At 58.9% G+C, this 15,675-nt stretch carries 15 protein-coding genes; 9 read left to right on the top strand and 6 right to left on the bottom strand.

Annotated elements, in window-relative coordinates:
* Positions 1-26: 26 nt before the first annotated feature.
* The gene (metF, locus tag ACP15U_RS13190; RefSeq protein WP_425045613.1) at positions 27-896 is read left to right on the top strand and encodes a methylenetetrahydrofolate reductase [NAD(P)H]; all 870 of its coding nucleotides are present in this window, start codon (positions 27-29) and stop codon (positions 894-896) included.
* A gap of 54 nt (positions 897-950) precedes the next feature.
* Positions 951-1,436: a PaaI family thioesterase gene (locus tag ACP15U_RS13185; RefSeq protein WP_425045612.1), complete on the top strand. Its 486-nt coding sequence runs from the start codon at positions 951-953 to the stop codon at positions 1,434-1,436.
* Between the two features lie 61 nt (positions 1,437-1,497).
* Here ACP15U_RS13185 and ACP15U_RS13180 read toward each other — a convergent pair whose 3' ends face one another.
* The gene (locus tag ACP15U_RS13180; protein WP_425045611.1) at positions 1,498-2,613 is read right to left on the bottom strand and encodes a DUF2235 domain-containing protein; all 1,116 of its coding nucleotides are present in this window, start codon (positions 2,611-2,613) and stop codon (positions 1,498-1,500) included.
* 632 nt (positions 2,614-3,245) lie between these two features.
* On the opposite strand from ACP15U_RS13180, the gene ACP15U_RS13175 reads away from it, so the two are divergent.
* The 3 genes from ACP15U_RS13175 (at position 3,246) to ACP15U_RS13165 (ending at position 7,709) form a co-directional block, all read left to right on the top strand.
* The gene (locus ACP15U_RS13175; protein WP_425045610.1) at positions 3,246-3,983 is read left to right on the top strand and encodes a dienelactone hydrolase family protein; all 738 of its coding nucleotides are present in this window, start codon (positions 3,246-3,248) and stop codon (positions 3,981-3,983) included.
* Positions 3,984-4,138: 155 nt separating this feature from the next.
* On the top strand, positions 4,139-7,297 hold the full coding sequence (locus tag ACP15U_RS13170) for a valine--tRNA ligase (RefSeq protein WP_425045785.1): 3,159 nt from the start codon (positions 4,139-4,141) through the stop codon (positions 7,295-7,297).
* Positions 7,298-7,376: 79 nt separating this feature from the next.
* Positions 7,377-7,709: a DUF1992 domain-containing protein gene (locus ACP15U_RS13165; protein ID WP_425045609.1), complete on the top strand. Its 333-nt coding sequence runs from the start codon at positions 7,377-7,379 to the stop codon at positions 7,707-7,709.
* Here the strand turns inward: ACP15U_RS13165 and ACP15U_RS13160 are convergent, their stop codons facing one another.
* A complete protein-coding gene (locus ACP15U_RS13160) occupies positions 7,710-8,492 on the bottom strand; it encodes a crotonase/enoyl-CoA hydratase family protein (protein WP_425045784.1) in 783 nt (260 codons plus the stop codon).
* A 109-nt stretch (positions 8,493-8,601) separates the two neighbouring features.
* On the opposite strand from ACP15U_RS13160, the gene ACP15U_RS13155 reads away from it, so the two are divergent.
* Entirely contained in the window at positions 8,602-9,720 is a 1,119-nt protein-coding gene (locus tag ACP15U_RS13155; protein WP_425045608.1) for a pyridoxal phosphate-dependent aminotransferase, read from the top strand.
* A gap of 100 nt (positions 9,721-9,820) precedes the next feature.
* Positions 9,821-10,033 carry a hypothetical protein gene (locus ACP15U_RS13150; RefSeq protein ID WP_425045607.1) on the top strand — a complete coding sequence of 71 codons (213 nt, stop codon included), beginning with the start codon at positions 9,821-9,823 and terminating at the stop codon, positions 10,031-10,033.
* Between the two features lie 31 nt (positions 10,034-10,064).
* Here ACP15U_RS13150 and ACP15U_RS13145 read toward each other — a convergent pair whose 3' ends face one another.
* On the bottom strand, positions 10,065-11,273 hold the full coding sequence (locus ACP15U_RS13145) for a pyridoxal-phosphate-dependent aminotransferase family protein (RefSeq protein ID WP_425045606.1): 1,209 nt from the start codon (positions 11,271-11,273) through the stop codon (positions 10,065-10,067).
* A 146-nt stretch (positions 11,274-11,419) separates the two neighbouring features.
* Here ACP15U_RS13145 and ACP15U_RS13140 point away from each other — a divergent pair, with 146 nt between their 5' ends.
* A complete protein-coding gene (locus tag ACP15U_RS13140) occupies positions 11,420-13,276 on the top strand; it encodes an ABC transporter ATP-binding protein (protein WP_425045605.1) in 1,857 nt (618 codons plus the stop codon).
* Between the two features lie 93 nt (positions 13,277-13,369).
* Here the strand turns inward: ACP15U_RS13140 and ACP15U_RS13135 are convergent, their stop codons facing one another.
* The 3 genes from ACP15U_RS13135 to nthA are packed head-to-tail and all read right to left on the bottom strand — an operon-like array spanning position 13,370 to position 14,978.
* The gene (locus ACP15U_RS13135; RefSeq protein WP_425045604.1) at positions 13,370-13,693 is read right to left on the bottom strand and encodes a nitrile hydratase accessory protein; all 324 of its coding nucleotides are present in this window, start codon (positions 13,691-13,693) and stop codon (positions 13,370-13,372) included.
* The gene (gene nthB, locus ACP15U_RS13130) at positions 13,690-14,367 is read right to left on the bottom strand and encodes a nitrile hydratase subunit beta (RefSeq protein WP_425045603.1); all 678 of its coding nucleotides are present in this window, start codon (positions 14,365-14,367) and stop codon (positions 13,690-13,692) included. Before nthB ends, ACP15U_RS13135 begins: the two co-directional genes overlap by 4 nt.
* On the bottom strand, positions 14,364-14,978 hold the full coding sequence (nthA, locus tag ACP15U_RS13125) for a nitrile hydratase subunit alpha (protein WP_425045602.1): 615 nt from the start codon (positions 14,976-14,978) through the stop codon (positions 14,364-14,366). Before nthA ends, nthB begins: the two co-directional genes overlap by 4 nt.
* 152 nt (positions 14,979-15,130) lie before the next feature.
* On the opposite strand from nthA, the gene secG reads away from it, so the two are divergent.
* Positions 15,131-15,505 (top strand): preprotein translocase subunit SecG, encoded by a 375-nt coding sequence (secG, locus tag ACP15U_RS13120; RefSeq protein ID WP_425045601.1) that lies wholly within the window; start codon positions 15,131-15,133, stop codon positions 15,503-15,505.
* Positions 15,506-15,675: the final 170 nt, after the last annotated feature.

The raw sequence follows: 15,675 nt of genomic DNA, 5'->3' as shown, positions 1-15,675 counted from the left end.
CCGAAATCAAAGGACTTAGCAGACAGATGACCGTTCCCGCCATTTCGTTCGAATTTTTTCCGCCCCAGAATCTGGAAGGCGCTTTCCGCCTTTGGGACACCGTACAGGTGTTGACGCCGCTGGACCCGCGCTTTGTCTCGGTAACCTATGGCGCTGGGGGAACGACACGCGATCTGACCCGCGATGCCGTGGCAACGATCCACAAGAATTCCGGCCTCCGGGTTGCTGCGCACCTGACTTGCGTAAACGCTACGCGGGACGAGACATTGAAGATTGCCCAAGACTTCGCCAAGGCTGGGGTGACGGATATTGTCGCGTTGCGCGGCGACCCTCCCAAGGGCGAGGGTGCGTTCACCCAATATCCAGGTGGCTTTGCCCATTCCGTGGAACTCATCGAAGCACTGGCCGGAACCGGTTCGTTCAATATCCGTGTGGGGGCCTACCCCGACATCCACCCCGAGGCCGGATCCGCACAGGCTGACATCGACTGGCTCAAGCGCAAGCTGGACGCTGGTGCGAGCGAAGCACTGACCCAGTTTTTCTTTGAGGCCGACACGTTCTTCCGTTTCCGCGATGCATGCGAAAAGGCAGGGATCGACGGATCAGTGATTACGCCCGGTATCTTGCCTATCGAAAACTGGAAAGGCGCCCGCAATTTTGCCCGCCGTTGCGGCACTTCGATCCCGAAATGGGTCGAAGACGCTTTCGAAAAGGCGACGCGCGATGGCCGCGAGGATCTTCTGGCAACCGCGATCTGCACCGAGCTGTGCTCGGATCTTATCGATGGCGGCGTCGACAAACTGCATTTCTACACGCTCAACCGTCCCGAGTTGACCCGCGATGTCTGCCACGCTTTGGGCGTCACGCCCAAGGCCGAGTTGCGCAACGTTGCGTAATTCTTGTCTGGTCCCCCGGCCTTGCTAGCGTGAGGCCGAACAGGGGAGGCGAGGATGTTTTTTGCAGACAGTCCGGAACAATTGCCCGGAGCGACCGACTTGGCTGGAATGTCCGGTCTTGAATTCCTGCAAGGGATTCTGGATGGGCGGCTCCCGGCGCCTCCGATCGGCAAACCGCTGAATTACAGTCTTTTTTCCGCCGAGTCTGGTCGCGTGATTTTCCGCGGGACGCCGGATTTCGACTGCTGCAACCCGCTGGGTGTCGTGCATGGTGGATGGTATGGCACGTTGCTGGACGGAGCAATGGCCTGTGCGATCCAAAGCATGGTCCCTCGCGGCACCACATTCACAACGCTCGAGTACAAGATCAACATTCTACGGGCGATCCCGTTGGGAGTCGAAGTCGACGCAATTGGCATCTCGGATCACGTCGGTCGATCTACTGGCGTCGCCCATGGAGAGATCCGCGGCGTCGACGACGATCGGCTTTATGCAACCGGTTCCACGACATGTATCGTTCTGGATTTGCCAAGAGGATAGCCCGACAACCAACCCAGCGTGCAGTATTTACGCGCATTGGACATCGTCGCGAAAACCAAAATCAGGTCGACGTAGCCACATCAGAATTGTCCACCGGAGGGTCCTGCGGAGGCGGGGCACGCAGGAAGGGTTCTATGAGGGGGGCCGGAACTTCTTCGGGACAAACACTTTCGTGCAAACGCTCGGTTCGGTCGCGCCCAACAATCCGGCGGCGGCGGAGCAGAAAAATCTTCCCCCAACCACGCCACGTTCCGACTGACGGAGCCTTGGCATCACTCACAAATCGGTCCCGCCAGTTTTCCGGCAGGGGCAGTCCATGCCATTCCGCCTTCTCCAACATCCAGATCAAAGAGATGTTTGAAAAGGGGCGGGCTTCTTCAAATCCGCCAAGCTGACCACCGACATCGCCATGGGTTCCGCGGAACCAGACCTGTTCAATCCGCCCCCTGAAACCGGGCGGACACTGCCACAGTACGGGCTCAAACACTTGGCGAGTTTCGTCCAAGGCCAGCGCATGATATCCGTTCTTGATGGTTCGACCCAGTTGATGGTTGTGAAACGCATGTCGCGCCTCCGCCATTCGCCACAACACTGGCAGCCGCATCCCCAGTGCCTTGACGGTATCCCAGACGCCGACCATCTCGATCCTAACGTCATCATGGCAGAACTGACGTCGAAAGGCCTCGCTATGCGGGCCATGCGGGTTGCATTCGTAGTGGCGATAAGCCTGACGGATATTGCGAACGGTCGCGTGTTCCGCTTTCACCAACCCGACAAAATCAAGTACGCCAGCAAGGCTGCGAACTCCGTAGGCCCCGCGCGAATAGCCCATGAGAAAAATTCGATCCCCCGGTTTGTAGCGCGAAGCGAGATAACCATAGGCCCGCCGGATCTGACGGTTAATCCCGCGCCCCAACATGACATCCATGGTCCCGCGCCAGCTGGTCCACTGCACACCGGCTTCGTAGAATACGGAAACATCCGGCCCCATCTCGCACAGAACCCGATAGGTCTGACCGGCGTGGGTTTCGCTCCCCGGTTCCAGTGTCGACATGGTGCCGTCGAGAATGATGACATGCGTCTGCGGTTCCCGGTGCCGGGTTTCAGAGGAATGCGCAGCAGAAAGAGGTCGGCCGAGCCACCCGAGAATTTTCTTACTGAACCGCGACAATGTCATCTGTCATTAATACCTGATTTTACCGGCTTCGACCGACCGTTCCACTCACCGCACCTTGCGTTCGACCCGCCAATTCTGAACCAAATTGGTTACGACAGAGTTTGTGCCTTCCGTCACTGCAAAACATCAACTGACCTGACCGGGGATAGTTCGCCGACGGTGATCTCATGATGACTCTAATCATGGGTGTGGGACCGGAACGGGGCAAGGTGTTACCGGTGAACGTTGCCGTGATGAGTGGTTCATCTGCATCGCAACCATGAGATCGATGGGAATTCTCCGAACCAAAACGAGCACGGCCCCCGCAAGCCACCAACCCGGTGCGCAGTTCACTTTGCGCTGCGGTCGCCTGCGTCAGGTTCGGCGCAGATGCACCTGATATCTCGTGCGCGAATGTCACAATGCTCTCCTCGAAAGCCACCATATCTGAAACATTTGGCACAAATTGGGCGGACATGGACCGAACTTGGGCAGCGGTGATGTCATATGTCCCGCCCAAGACGTGATCGCCCCCAAAAAAACTGCTCGAAATTTGAGCGGTCGGCCGGCCGAGCTTTATGCAACTGCGGCGAAATTCACTGTTTCAGCGCGATTCGTGGATTCGGAATCTCAACTGCATTACTGTCCGGCCCATGGCCGCATGGCACCCCGATCACGTATTTGACTTTGCCGCCCCGCTCGGGACCGGTCAGAACGTTTCGCACCCGGTTCACGTTCGCGGAGAGGGGCCACCAATCCTCATTCTTCAGGAGCTACCGGGTATCGGGCCGGAAACTCTAGATCTTGCCGACCGGCTGATCTCGGCAGGATTCCGCATCTACCTACCGCATCTTTTTGGAACCTTCGGCAAGATCACAATGACGCGAAACGTTTTGCGAATGTTCTGCGTCCGGCGCGAGTTCAACATGTTCCTGAAGGGCGCTCAAAGCCCGATTGCGGACTGGATGAAGGCGCTTGTCCGGGAAATCTCGGATCGCGAAAGCGAAAGCGGTGTCGGCGTCATTGGCATGTGTCTCACGGGCAGTTTTGCCCTCACTCTTATGGCCGAAGACGCCGTTTTGGGCGGCGTGGCAAGCCAGCCTGCCCTGCCGGTATTTGGCAGGGACACACTCCATATGAGCCCCGAAGACATCGCCGCAGCGCATCGCGGCATGAAGGAAAAGGGCCCCGGCCTTGCAATGCGCTTCAGCGAGGACCGGTTGGCGCCCTCCCAGTTGATGCGCGCATTGGAACGCGCTTTTGGCGAAGACCTGACCACTGTGGAGTTCACGGGCAAAGGGCATTCGCTGCTGACACTGGATTTTCACGCTCCTGCCTACCAACGCGTCGAAGCCTATTTTGCGGAACGTTTTGCCGGATCCGCACCCTAGAGCGACCAGGCGGGAATGAGACCTGGACCACAGCAGCAGACGAATCAGAGAGACCGCTGCGCAACACCGCGATTGTCGTGGACGCCCTTTCCCTTCGCCTGCCCTTTCGCTATTGCAGAACCCAACCCGGAACATGGATGACACGAGTACCCGAAATGGCGATGGAAAAGACCTTCAATGCGGCCGAAGCGGAGGCCCGGATTTACAAGACCTGGGAAGAAACCGGAGCCTTCAAGGCCGGCGCAAACAAGTCCCGCGACGAAAGCTTCACCATCATGATTCCCCCGCCGAATGTGACCGGCGCGCTGCATGTGGGCCACGCCTTCAACAACACCCTACAGGACATTCTGATCCGCTGGCACCGGATGCGCGGCTTTGACACGCTCTGGCAGCCCGGTCAGGATCATGCCGGCATCGCCACCCAATTGCAGGTGGAAAAGATGTTGGCTGCGACCCAGCAACCGGGTCGACGGGAACTGGGTCGCGAGGCGTTTCTGGAGAAAGTCTGGGAATGGAAAGGCGAATATGGCGGCACCATCGTCGAACAGCTGAAACGCCTCGGCTCCTCCTGTGACTGGTCGCGCAATGCCTTTACCATGGCTGGCGCCCCCGGCGATCCGCGCATGGGCCACGAAAACAGCCCCAATTTCCACGATGCCGTCATCAAGGTCTTCGTGGACATGTTTGACAAGGGATACATCTATCGCGGCAAGCGGTTGGTGAATTGGGATCCCCATTTCGAAACCGCGATCTCGGACCTCGAAGTTGAGAATATCGAAGTCGCCGGCCACATGTGGCATTTCAAGTATCCGCTCGCCGATGGCGAGACTTATGAGTATTTGGAAAAAGATGAAGACGGGAATGTGACCTTCCGCGAGGAGCGGGATTACATTTCCATCGCCACAACCCGGCCCGAGACCATGCTGGGCGACGGCGCCGTCGCGGTACACCCCTCGGATGAGCGATACGCCGCAATCGTCGGCAAGCTCTGCGAGATCCCGGTCGGCCCCAAGGAGCACCGGCGACAGATCCCGATCATCACCGACGAATACCCGGATCCGGACTTTGGGTCGGGCGCGGTGAAGATCACCGGCGCGCATGACTTCAACGACTACGGCGTGGCCAAACGCGGCAACATTCCCTGCTACCGTCTGATGGATACACGCGGCTACATGCGGCAGGACGGATTGGCCTATGCCAATGAATCCTACAAGGCAGGGCTGTTTGCTCGGGGCGAAAACTTCACCGAAAACGAAATCGATGCGATCAACCTTGTCCCGGACCATCTGCGTGGTTTGGACCGGTTTGAAGCACGGACCAAGGTGGTTGAGGAAATCACCTTGGAAGGCCTCGCTGTGATGACCCGCGCAGACGATCTTCGGCTGGGCACAACGGCGCTGAAACCCGATGCCGAGGGTGCGGACGCGACGGTTCCGCTGGTCGAAAGCAAACCGATCATGCAGCCTTTCGGGGACAGATCCAAAGTCGTGATCGAACCCATGCTCACTGACCAGTGGTTTGTTGACGCCGAAAAGGTCGTTGGCCCCGCGCTGGAAGCGGTCAAGAACGGCAATGTCAAGATCATCCCCGAGTCGGGCGAGAAAACCTATTACCACTGGCTTGAAAACATCGAGCCGTGGTGCATTTCGCGTCAGCTCTGGTGGGGGCATCAGATCCCAGTCTGGTATGGGCTCGACTTGTCGGCTCCCGATTTCAAGGACGACGAGAATGACGGTGACCTTGATCTGGTCGAACTCGGTCGGTTGCTGAATGACGGTGGCATGCTGCACCGCGGGCATGTTCTGGAGTGCGCTCCGAGCTTTGACGAAGTGACCGAGAAGTTCCTCGACGACAACGCGAACATCCCAAGCCCGCTCAGCCACGCCTCTGTCATCGAAGTCGAAGACAAGCATGCGGCGATCCACGCCCTTGCCGAGAGCCTTGCGCAATATGCCGTGTCCCAGGATCCGACGCAGCTGGTGTTTCCGGTCTGGCGGGATCCGGACGTTCTCGATACGTGGTTCTCTTCGGGCCTCTGGCCTATCGGCACGCTGGGCTGGCCCGATCAGACCGACGAGCTGGCGCGCTACTTCCCGACCGATGTGCTGATCACAGGATTCGATATCCTGTTTTTCTGGGTCGCCCGGATGATGATGATGCAACTGGCCGTGGTGAACGACATCCCGTTCCACACCGTCTATCTTCACCAGCTCGTTCGCGACGAGAAGGGCAAAAAGATGTCCAAGACAACAGGCAACGTCATCGACCCGCTGGAAATCGTGGACGAATTCGGAGCCGACGCCCTGCGTTTCACCAACGCATCCATGGCGGCCATCGGCGGCGTGCTGAAGCTCAGTAAGGAGCGTATAACAGGATACCGCAACTTTGGCACCAAGCTGTGGAACGCCATCCGGTTTGCGGAAATGAATGACGTGTTCTCAGACTCGGTTCCGCAACTCTCCGTGGACGAGCTGCAGCCAAAAGCCGCCGTGAACCGTTGGATCATCGGCGAAACCGCTCGCGTGCGCGAAGATTTGGACGCAGCGCTGGAAAGCTATCGCTTTAACGATGCGGCCAACGGGCTTTATGCCTTTGTCTGGGGTAAGGTCTGCGACTGGTATGTCGAGCTGTCGAAGCCTTTGCTGCAGGGCGATGATGCCGAGGCACAGGCGGAAACCCGGGCCACCATGCGCTGGGTGATGGATCAATGCCTGATCTTGCTGCATCCGATCATGCCGTTCATCACCGAAGAGCTTTGGAGCCTTACCGGTAGCCGGGCCAAGATGCTGGTCCATGCGGACTGGCCAGGCTATGGCAGAAACCTGATCGACGCCGAAGCTGCTCGCGAAATGAACTGGGTGATCTCGGTCATCGAAAACACCCGCTCGGCGCGCGCGCAGATGCGGGTTCCGGCCGGGCTCTACGTGCCGATGCTGGTAACCGAAATCGACGCAGATGGTCAGGCCGCCTGGGATGGAAACGAAACCCTGATCAAGCGCCTCGCCCGGATCGACAGCCTTACCTCAGCAACAGAACTGCCCAAAGGTACGATTTCGATCTCTGCACCCGGTGCTTCATTTGGAATGCCGCTTGCGGACATTATCGATGTTGCTGCGGAACAAGCGCGACTGGAAAAGGGGCTGGGCAAACTGGCCAAGGAACTTGGCGGGCTGCGCGGACGCCTGAACAATCCGAAATTCGTGGCATCCGCTCCAGATGAGGTTGTCGAGGAGGCCAAGGCTAACCTTGCTGCCCGCGAAGAAGAGGAAGCCCGGATCAAGGAGGCCCTCGCCCGGCTGGCCGAGCTTTCCTGATCCTGCGTCGCATGCCGAAGACCCGTGTTGTGAACCCCGCCGCTCTGGAAGACGGCGGGATTTACTCTATATTGGAAAAATGATCCGTAGTTTTCGAAACCTCATCGAACGCCAAATCCTCAAGGCCAAGTCCGAGGGCCAGCTTGAGGGTTTGCATGGCGAGGGAAAGCCCTTACCCGACCGCTCATCCGAGGCTATGTCCGATCCCGCACTGGCCGCCGGACACAGGATCATGGCACAGGCTGGCGTTCTGCCCGAGGAGTTCGAGATCAAGAAAAAACTGGATTTGGCGCGCGCAGAATATGCAGACTTGACGGACCCAACCGAGCGCAAGTCGGCCATGGCCCACATCGCCGATCTTGAGATGCGTTACAATATGGCCCGCGATGCTCGCCGCAGTTTCATGAAGTAGCTATTTAAATACCGGTTTGCGTCCCTGCATCTGGGCCGCAATCACCTCCATTTGCTCCGGTTTTCCAATCAGCTTCAGCTGTTCGGCGGATTCTTCAAGCAACACCTGGCCGCGATCCGCGCGTTCGGCCACGTCGATCAGCCGCTTGGCAGCGCGAATGGCCGAAGGGCTTTTTTCGGCGATCTCAGCAGCCAAACCCCGTGCTGCTGCCAGCGGATCGTCCTCGAGCATTGTGATCAGCCCCCAGTTTTCCGCCTGTGGTGCCGGAATTGGGCGATTGGTGTATGTCAGCATCCGCAATGTGTCGGTGCGCATCAGCTTTGGCAGCAGAACCATCCCCCCCATATCCGGTATAAGGCCCCACTTCATTTCCATCACCGACATGCGGGTATCGGGATGGGCAATGCGGACGTCCGCCCCCAAGGCCAACTGCAATCCACCACCGTAGACCGCTCCGTGCAGTGACGCGATCACCGGCACGGGCACCCGGCGCCACACCATCGCCACTTCCTGTACTTCGTTGGCGTCATGAAAGGTCCGCTCAGACAACCATGTCTCCACATCCCGGCCGGCAAACGCTGCGAAACTGGCCACGTCGAGCCCGGCGCAAAAGCTCTTGCCCTCACCTGATATGACAACGGCACGGGCATTCGAGGCGGCAACCTCCTGACCGGCAGCGATGATTGCCTTGATCATCGCATCGTCCAACGCATTCATCTTGTCGCCCCGTGTGAGAGTCACATGCGCGACATGATCTTTGTATTCCACCGAAACGCGTGCCATGGCGGCCTCCCAATCCTTGTTTTCCATGACCATGCCTGCTCGTCGGAAGCTGTTCCAGACAAACGTGAGGGCACTTGCCCGGATCGGGCAGCTGCGGTTATGTCGCAGGATGACCTATCCGCGCTATACCCCGCTTGCCGAATCCCTTCCTGCCACCGTGCCATTCGTCGGCCCTGAGACACAGGAACGGCAGCGCGGTGCGCCCTTTGCCGCACGGCTCGGCGCCAACGAGAGCATCTTTGGCCCCTCTCCCCACGCAATCGAAGCCGTGAAACAGGCTGCGAGCGAAATCTGGATGTATGGCGATCCGGAAAACCACGACCTTCGACACGCTTTGGCCGCGTATCACGGCCTGCGCGCTGAAAATATCGTGGTTGGAGAAGGTGTTGACGGATTGCTCGGTTACCTCGTGCGCCTGATGGTATCGTCTGGCGATCCGGTGGTGACGTCTCAGGGTGCCTACCCGACGTTCAACTACCACGTGGCAGGGTTTGGCGGCACTTTGCATACAGTGCCATATCGTGATGATCACGAGGATCCGCGAGCCCTCATTGCAAAGGCTGGAGAGGTCGGAGCAAAGCTGGTTTACTTGGCCAACCCGGACAATCCGATGGGCAGCTGGCACACGGGATCGGATATCGTCGCAGCGATGGCCGATCTTCCCGCGGGGTGCCTGCTGGTGCTTGACGAGGCCTATGTGGAATGTGCCCCGGAAGGAACCGCCGCACCGGTCGAGGCTGACGATCCCCGATTGATCCGTATGCGCACGTTTTCAAAGGTCTATGGCATGGCAGGAGCGCGCGTTGGCTATGGATTGGCCGCGCCTGGTCTGATTTCGGCCTTCAACAAGGTTCGCAATCATTTTGGCATGAACCGCGCCGCCCAAGCCGGCGCACTGGCGTCCCTGAGGGATATCGACTGGCTGTCTCATGTGCAGAGCGAAATAAAAGCGGCCCGTGATCGCATCGCCGTTATCGCGCGCGATAACGGGCTGATCCCTTTGCCTTCGGCCACAAACTTCGTCACCATTGACTGCGGGCAGGACGGTGCCTTTGCCAAGGCCGTTCTGGACAACCTCGTGGCTGCGGGCATTTTTGTTCGTATGCCGTTCGCCGAACCGCAGAACCGTTGCATCCGTGTCAGTTGCGGCAAGTCCGGGGATCTGGATGCCTTTGCCGCTGCGCTGCCAAGGGCCCTGCTAGCAGCGCGTAAGCGAAGCCAGACATAGACCAGCCACGGTAGGCCAGCAAACGACACACGTCCGATTTACCTGACAAGTGCTCCGGAAGCTCTATAATCATTCGCGTGCGAAAGGATGGACCGTTCGCATGCGACCCGGAGTACCACAGGCCGAAAACATGGACGACCACAGACTTCCGAAGGCACCGGATTACACCACGGCGGCACTTACGATGCTGTGGGTCAACCTTTTGTGGATCTTCTTCGTCGCCTGGGCCATGCTGGGATTTGTTCCGACGCTTGTGCTGGCTGCCATCTTGAACCACGGAATCAGCCGACTGGCACTGGCCCGCAGCGCCTGAAACCCGCGAGCGCCAGATCACAAAAGCAGCTTCAGCGTTCCGCCATCGCCCTGGCTGCGGCTTCCAATGCGCCTGCACCATGCGGAATGTCCAATGCCGAAAGCGCCGTTTCTATCCCTCCGAGCATGCCCATCACCATCTGGCCGTTGACATGCCCCATGTGACCAAGCCGGAAGAAACCATCGCTATTCGGGTCATCCTCGGTCGCCATTCCCAGCCCGATACCAAGCGTCAGTCCCAAATGAGTCTGGCAGTAATTTCGCAGTGTCGTCCCTATTGGGGCACCAATTCTGAGGGACGTGACCGCGTTAGACCTCATATCACGGTTGGCCACGTTCATTTCAAGCGGTCCTTCCTGTGCCCAGGTTTCGCAAGCGGCCCAGATCGCCCTGGCCAGAGTTGCGTGCCGGGCCCAGATCTTTTCGATCCCTTCATCATGGATCATGTCCAGAGCGGCACGTAATCCGAACAGGTGATGCGTGGGCGCAGTGCCGCCAAAGAACTGATAAAAAACTTCGGGATTCGCGCGTGGGGACCAATCCCAATAGCGGCTGACTCGCGGCATCTGCGCTCGTTTTGCCGCCGCCTTGTCATTGAAGAAAACAAATCCCAACCCGGCAGGAACCATCAGCCCCTTCTGGCAAGCTGCAACTGTAACATCCACGCCCCAGTCATCCATTTCGAACCGGTCGCATCCCAGCGAAGCTATGCAGTCAGCCATCAAGAGCGCCGGATGCTCAAGGTCATCCAGAAGTTTTCTCAGGGCCGGAATGTTGTTTCGTATCGAGCTTGACGTATCCACATGAACCGCCAACACCGCCTTGATGCGGTGATTGCGATCCGCTTGCAAAACAGAGGCGATACGATCGAAATCCCACGAATCCCGACGTCCGAAATCGATAAGGTGCGGATTACCGCCAAGCCCCTGAACCATCTGCGCCCAGCCATGAGAAAACAGGCCGGAGGCCGGCACCAGTACGGTTTCCCCCTCTGCAATCGTATTGGCCAGCGCCGCTTCCCACGCACCGTGCCCATTTGAAATGTAGATGGCCACATTGTGCTTGGTTCGCGCGACCCGGCGCAGATCAGGCAACAGACTGACCGTCAGTTTGATCAACTCACCAGCGTAGATGTTCGGAGAGGGGCGATGCATAGCCTGCAAAACCGCATCAGGAATGACGGAAGGCCCCGGTATGGCCAGATACTCGCGCCCTTGCGCCAGAGACAGGTTTGAGGACATTGAATTGACACCTTAGCCGGTTGATTTGCCCCGACACTAGCCGACCCGGGATCAAGGTCAATCGCTGGCCGAACTTGCACCGAGGCGCAGGGCTGCTTAAATGGCCCGGTCATGACATCGCCCTCCCCAATCACTAAGGCTGACCAATGAGCGCCCAAAACAAATCTTCGCGCGAGCTGATGGCATGGCTCTGGAACGGGTATCTGCGCCCACATACGCCGCTGATCCTGCTCGCCTTTGTGTTCATGCTCATCGAAGGTTCGACCGTTGGCGGCATCAGCTACATGATGCAACCGATGTTCGACGAGATCTTCGTCCAAGGAAATTCCGGCGCACTTGTCTGGGTCAGCCTGACCTTTTTCGCCATTTTCTCGCTTCGGGGCATATCTGGCGTGGTGCAGAAGGTGATCCTTTCGCGGATCTCCCAAGCCTCTGCCGCGCATCTCCGCATGGATTTGTTGAACCGCCTGATCCGGCAGGACACTTCGTTTCACCAAAATCACCCTCCGGGCTTTCTGATCCAGCGGGTTCAGACTGATGTTGGCTCAATCAGCCATGTCTGGCAGGTAATCATTACCGGCGCCGGCAAGGATCTTATTTCGTTGATCGTACTGCTTGGCGTTGCGGTCAGCGTCGATCTTGTCTGGACCCTGCTGATGCTGGTGGGCATCCCTCTCCTGCTGCTGCCGCTGGCATATGCGCAGCGCTATGTGCGTCGCAAAGCCAGTCTGGCCCGAGATCTGGGCGCAACGCTTGCGACCCGGTTGGACGAGGTATTTCACGGCATCGTGCCGATCAAGCTGAACAATCTCGAAAAATACCAGGTCGATCGTTTTGGCGGCCATATGGATAACTTTGTACGATCCGAAGTGCGCGCATCTCTTGGCACGGCCTCGATGACCGGTCTGATCGACATCATGGCCGGCGTCGGCTTCATGGGTGTTCTGCTTTACGGCGGGTCCGAGATCATCTCGGGCGAAAAAAGCGTCGGACAATTCATGAGCTTTTTCACCGCAATCGGACTTGCCTTCGACCCGATGCGCAGGCTCGCGTCAGTATCAGGCACATGGCAGGTGGCTGCTGCCGCGCTGGAGCGGCTCAAGGAGCTTCTGGATGCGCCAATCCTGTTGCTAGCGCCCCCAAATCCCGTCGCCGCCCCCGAAGGTCGTCCGGGCATCACACTGGACAAAGTCTCGCTTTCTTACGGTGACGCGCAAGTGTTGCGCAGCCTGACCCTAAAGGTCGAGCCTGGGCAGACCACCGCGCTTGTCGGGGCCTCAGGGGCCGGCAAGTCAACCGTTTTCAACCTGTTGACCCGATTGGTGGATCCGCAGCAAGGAGATGTTCGGATTGGTGATGTCGCCGTGGATCAGATGGATCTGCCGGATCTTCGCGGCCTGTTTTCTGTGGTGACACAAGAAGCGCTGCTTTTTGACGAAACCCTGCGCGAGAATATCCTGCTTGGCCGAACCGACGTCAGCGACGAAAGACTGCAAGATGTGCTCGATGCCGCGCATGTGTCGGATTTTCTGCCCAAACTGGAAAACGGTCTCGAAACTCAGGTCGGTCCACGCGGCTCGGCGCTCTCTGGCGGGCAACGCCAGAGGGTGGTCATCGCCCGCGCACTGCTGCGAGACACGCCGATCCTGCTGCTGGACGAAGCGACTTCGGCGCTTGATGCCCAGTCCGAAAAAGTTGTTCAGCAGGCATTGGACAGGCTTTCCGGTGGGCGCACGACCATCGTGATCGCGCATCGTCTTTCGACCATCCGGAACGCCGACAAGATCGTGGTCATGGAGCGCGGACAGGCAGTTGACGAAGGCTCGCATGAGGAACTGCTTGAACGCGGAGGCATCTACTCCGATCTCTATCGCCTCCAGTTTCAGGACGGTATGGCGGTTGTCGACATGAAGGGCGCAGCAGCTGTGACCGAAAATGCACCGGAACTTGCCGGAGCCCAGCGCAGTTGGCTCACCCGCGTCATGCGGCGCCTCATGGGATAAAACAGCGGTTAACAGCCAATCGACCCGAAACAGCGGGCATTTGATGAACTGTACTGAATTCCCCATGCGCAAAGGTCGGCGCGCCGGAAGACGCTAGCCGTGCAACCGCACAGGATGGCCGTGCGGCGTGTCGAGATAGGCCCGTTCCCAGGCGTTTCGCATCACCGAAACCTCTTCGGCCGCAGCATCGTCCGCCTCGTCCAGAATGCGTTCCAATGTCTCCAGCCAAGCGTGAAAGTAGTCGTCTCCACCATCCAGATCACGGTTTAGGCCGTGCCGCTTAAGGGTTGCTCCAAAACGCTCGGCCCATTCCCGCCACTGGAAGCGACCTGTTTCGTTGAGATGCACGGTGAGCGCAAAGACCTGTGCGTGCCACGGTTCAGAAAAAACCGGTTCGGGGGCCTCGGCGCTGCTCATGCCTTCACCAGATAGGATTGCCAAAGATCAAGAACCACCTCATCTGCGGGGTTTTCGGGATAAACCCAGAGCTCTGAGGCGGGAAAGACAACGGCGTAAAGTGGTTCGGGCGCCTCTCCCAACCGGTGGGCACTGCTGTCAGGGAAAACATGCGTGCCGTGCATTCGCAGGATTTGGCCTGTCGCACCCTGAGCGTATGCCGGAAGCCGGGTATGACCGCCATCGACCATGCGGTTGCCTGCCCGGCTGATCGTCCTCACCCGTTGTCCAACCTCGAAACCCGGAGCAATGTTCGTCTGCCGGTCCGCCGGTGCCCCTCGCGCCAGAACCGAGGCCACGTCTCCCGCTTCCAATCGCTGATCGGCAGGCGGGCAGGCCTCGATGTCGTCGGGTGTTTTGAGATCGGCTTCACTCAGCAGGTCTGTTTCGACCAGAAGATCGGCCAGCCCCGCAATCCATTTCTCGTAATAGCTGAAGCGGGAATAATCCTTGGGTGACAACCTTTCGCGTGCATGGCGCGAAATGTCGATGTTCCACTTGCCCAGTGCACCGCAGGCGAGGGTCAGGGCAAGCGCGCGGCCATGCCAGTCGTCAGTGAACACGGCTCCGTCTTCCCGCTCCGGCTGCACCGAGCCATCCCCATACCGTCCGCCCATGTCATGGACCCGGGTCATGGCGCGACCTTTGGCAGTCCGGTACCGATCATCGAGTCCCTTGTCACCAGAGCCGCGAGTTCTTCCTCGGACAACCCTTCGGTCCCTTTGGGGCGCTGGGGGAGAACGAGGTATCGAACCTCTGCCGTCGAATCCCAGACGCGAACCGCCGTCGTCTCGGGCAAGGTCACTCCGAACTCGGCCAACACCTTCCGAGGTTCCCGCACTGCCCGCGCGCGGTAAGCATCGGACTTGTACCATCCCGGCGGAATGCCCAGCAGAGGCCACGGATAGCAGCTGCACAATGTGCAGACGACCATGTTGTGGGTCTGATCGGTGTTTTCGACAACGACCATGTGTTCTCCCTGCCGCCCGTAATAGCCAAGTTCGGCCAGTAAAGGGTTGGCGTCGCGCAACAGCTCTGATCTGAAGGCGGGATCCGCCCACGCGCGGGCAACAACACGCGCGCCGTTCTTGGGGCCGATGCGATTCTGATACGTGTCGATGATTTCGTCCAACGCCGCCGGGTCGATCAGACCTTTTCGGGTCAGGATGGTTTCCAACGCTTTGACCCGAAGTGCGGGGTCTGGCGGCAGCAAGGCGTGCGGGTGATCGGAACTGTCATGTGGCATGGCCGCATGCTGACCCGGACGCGCCTCTCTGTCCAGACCTGAAGCCGGCCACCTGTTTGCCGAACTTGTGGACAACGAAACTCGTGTCTTGCCCCCCGGTGCAAACTCTCCTACATACCGCCCGATAACCGCGAAACCGCCACAGGACCGAGATGGAAAACGTCATTCTCATCATTCACCTTCTTCTGGCCCTGGGCCTGATTGCCGTTGTTCTCTTGCAGCGGTCCGAAGGAGGCGGCCTTGGAATGGGCAGCGGCGGAGGCGGCGGCGCAATGTCCGGTCGCGCTGCGGCCACGGCTTTGGGCAAAGTCACATGGTTGCTCGCGGCGGCCTTCATCGTGACGTCGATCACCCTGACCATTATCGCGGCCAAGAATTCCGCCGGCAGCTCAGTGCTCGACAGGGTTCAGCCCGGCGCATCTGCGCCTGCCGAAGACGGGGGCGACACCCCGGCCGTGCCGGCCGGATCCGATCTTTTGCCACCTTCTGCGGACGATAATGCGCCGCTGGTTCCGAAAGCCGACTGACACACAACAATTTGCATGAGGTATGAAAACCGCAACAGCATCTTGCGGTTCTCTTGCGCTGCTCGCGCGAATCCTCTACTAATGGAGTCCCGTGATGCAGCGGATTTTCGACCGATTCTCTAGGTCGAATTCTATCCGCCGGGCACTTGAACTCTGACTTCTCACGGGGG

The sequence above is a fragment of the Primorskyibacter sp. S87 genome (assembly GCF_049801055.1).
GTDB lineage: Bacteria > Pseudomonadota > Alphaproteobacteria > Rhodobacterales > Rhodobacteraceae > JBNAGF01.
This window is presented reverse-complemented; position numbering and strand designations above follow the sequence as displayed.

What these genes read in the sequence shown, in the direction of transcription:
- secG (WP_425045601.1), top strand. Translation starts at nt 15,131, where the DNA reads ATGGAAAACGTCATTCTCATCATTCACCTTCTTCTGGCCCTGGGCCTG.
- ACP15U_RS13170 (WP_425045785.1), top strand. Translation starts at nt 4,139, where the DNA reads ATGGCGATGGAAAAGACCTTCAATGCGGCCGAAGCGGAGGCCCGGATT.
- ACP15U_RS13145 (WP_425045606.1), bottom strand. Translation starts at nt 11,273, where the DNA reads ATGTCCTCAAACCTGTCTCTGGCGCAAGGGCGCGAGTATCTGGCCATA.
- ACP15U_RS13140 (WP_425045605.1), top strand. Translation starts at nt 11,420, where the DNA reads ATGAGCGCCCAAAACAAATCTTCGCGCGAGCTGATGGCATGGCTCTGG.
- ACP15U_RS13150 (WP_425045607.1), top strand. Translation starts at nt 9,821, where the DNA reads ATGCGACCCGGAGTACCACAGGCCGAAAACATGGACGACCACAGACTT.
- ACP15U_RS13185 (WP_425045612.1), top strand. Translation starts at nt 951, where the DNA reads ATGTTTTTTGCAGACAGTCCGGAACAATTGCCCGGAGCGACCGACTTG.
- nthA (WP_425045602.1), bottom strand. Translation starts at nt 14,978, where the DNA reads ATGCCACATGACAGTTCCGATCACCCGCACGCCTTGCTGCCGCCAGAC.
- ACP15U_RS13135 (WP_425045604.1), bottom strand. Translation starts at nt 13,693, where the DNA reads ATGAGCAGCGCCGAGGCCCCCGAACCGGTTTTTTCTGAACCGTGGCAC.
- nthB (WP_425045603.1), bottom strand. Translation starts at nt 14,367, where the DNA reads ATGACCCGGGTCCATGACATGGGCGGACGGTATGGGGATGGCTCGGTG.
- ACP15U_RS13160 (WP_425045784.1), bottom strand. Translation starts at nt 8,492, where the DNA reads ATGGCACGCGTTTCGGTGGAATACAAAGATCATGTCGCGCATGTGACT.
- ACP15U_RS13180 (WP_425045611.1), bottom strand. Translation starts at nt 2,613, where the DNA reads ATGACATTGTCGCGGTTCAGTAAGAAAATTCTCGGGTGGCTCGGCCGA.
- ACP15U_RS13155 (WP_425045608.1), top strand. Translation starts at nt 8,602, where the DNA reads ATGACCTATCCGCGCTATACCCCGCTTGCCGAATCCCTTCCTGCCACC.
- ACP15U_RS13175 (WP_425045610.1), top strand. Translation starts at nt 3,246, where the DNA reads ATGGCCGCATGGCACCCCGATCACGTATTTGACTTTGCCGCCCCGCTC.
- metF (WP_425045613.1), top strand. Translation starts at nt 27, where the DNA reads ATGACCGTTCCCGCCATTTCGTTCGAATTTTTTCCGCCCCAGAATCTG.
- ACP15U_RS13165 (WP_425045609.1), top strand. Translation starts at nt 7,377, where the DNA reads ATGATCCGTAGTTTTCGAAACCTCATCGAACGCCAAATCCTCAAGGCC.